Annotated in this window: 1 rRNA gene (cut by a window edge); it reads left to right on the forward strand. The window is 57.1% G+C overall.

The window, feature by feature from the left end:
- Positions 1-64: 64 nt before the first annotated feature.
- Positions 65-1,603: ribosomal RNA gene (locus AB0F56_RS35855) — 23S ribosomal RNA — on the forward strand; it runs 1,672 nt beyond the window's last position.

The following is a 1,603-nucleotide window of genomic DNA, read 5'->3' on the forward strand; positions in this document are numbered from 1 at the left end:
GTAGGGCGGGGTGATGGGTGGCTGGTCGTTGCTTGAGAACTACACAGTGGACGCGAGCATCTGTGGCCAAGTTTTTAAGGGCGCACGGTGGATGCCTTGGCACCAGGAACCGATGAAGGACGTGGGAGGCCACGATAGTCCCCGGGGAGCCGTCAACCAGGCTTTGATCCGGGGGTTTCCGAATGGGGAAACCCGGCAGTCGTCATGGGCTGTCACCCATGCCTGAACACATAGGGCATGTGGAGGGAACGAGGGGAAGTGAAACATCTCAGTACCCTCAGGAAGAGAAAACAACCGTGATTCCGGGAGTAGTGGCGAGCGAAACCGGATGAGGCCAAACCGTATGCGTGTGATACCCGGCAGGGGTTGCGCATGCGGGGTTGTGGGATCTCTCTTTCACAGTCTGCCGGCTGTGAGACGAGTCAGAAACCGTTGATGTAGGCGAAGGACATGCGAAAGGTCCGGCGTAGAGGGTAAGACCCCCGTAGCTGAAACATCAACGGCTCGTTTGAGAGACACCCAAGTAGCACGGGGCCCGAGAAATCCCGTGTGAATCTGGCGGGACCACCCGCTAAGCCTAAATATTCCCTGGTGACCGATAGCGGATAGTACCGTGAGGGAATGGTGAAAAGTACCGCGGGAGCGGAGTGAAATAGTACCTGAAACCGTGTGCCTACAAGCCGTGGGAGCGTCGCTCATTGGGTTTACCCAGTGGGTCGTGACTGCGTGCCTTTTGAAGAATGAGCCTGCGAGTTTGCGGTGTGTTGCGAGGTTAACCCGTGTGGGGAAGCCGTAGCGAAAGCGAGTCCGAATAGGGCGATTCAGTAGCACGCTCAAGACCCGAAGCGGAGTGATCTAGCCATGGGCAGGTTGAAGCGGAGGTAAGACTTCGTGGAGGACCGAACCCACCAGGGTTGAAAACCTGGGGGATGACCTGTGGTTAGGGGTGAAAGGCCAATCAAACTCCGTGATAGCTGGTTCTCCCCGAAATGCATTTAGGTGCAGCGTCGTGTGTTTCTTACCGGAGGTAGAGCACTGGATAGGCGATGGGCCCTACCGGGTTACTGACCTTAGCCAAACTCCGAATGCCGGTAAGTGAGAGCGCGGCAGTGAGACTGTGGGGGATAAGCTCCATGGTCGAGAGGGAAACAGCCCAGAGCATCGACTAAGGCCCCTAAGCGTACGCTAAGTGGGAAAGGATGTGGAGTCGCAGAGACAACCAGGAGGTTGGCTTAGAAGCAGCCACCCTTGAAAGAGTGCGTAATAGCTCACTGGTCAAGTGATTCCGCGCCGACAATGTAGCGGGGCTCAAGCGTACCGCCGAAGTCGTGTCATTGCAGCAATAAGCCCCAACGGGTGCTGTGATGGGTAGGGGAGCGTCGTGTGCCGGGTGAAGCAGCCGCGGAAGCGAGTTGTGGACGGTTCACGAGTGAGAATGCAGGCATGAGTAGCGATACACACGTGAGAAACGTGTGCGCCGATTGACTAAGGGTTCCTGGGTCAAGCTGATCTGCCCAGGGTAAGTCGGGACCTAAGGCGAGGCCGACAGGCGTAGTCGATGGACAACCGGTTGATATTCCGGTACCCGCTTTGAAACGCCCAA

Origin of the sequence: Streptomyces sp. NPDC026092, assembly GCF_040638605.1 — a bacterium.
Taxonomy (GTDB): domain Bacteria; phylum Actinomycetota; class Actinomycetes; order Streptomycetales; family Streptomycetaceae; genus Streptomyces.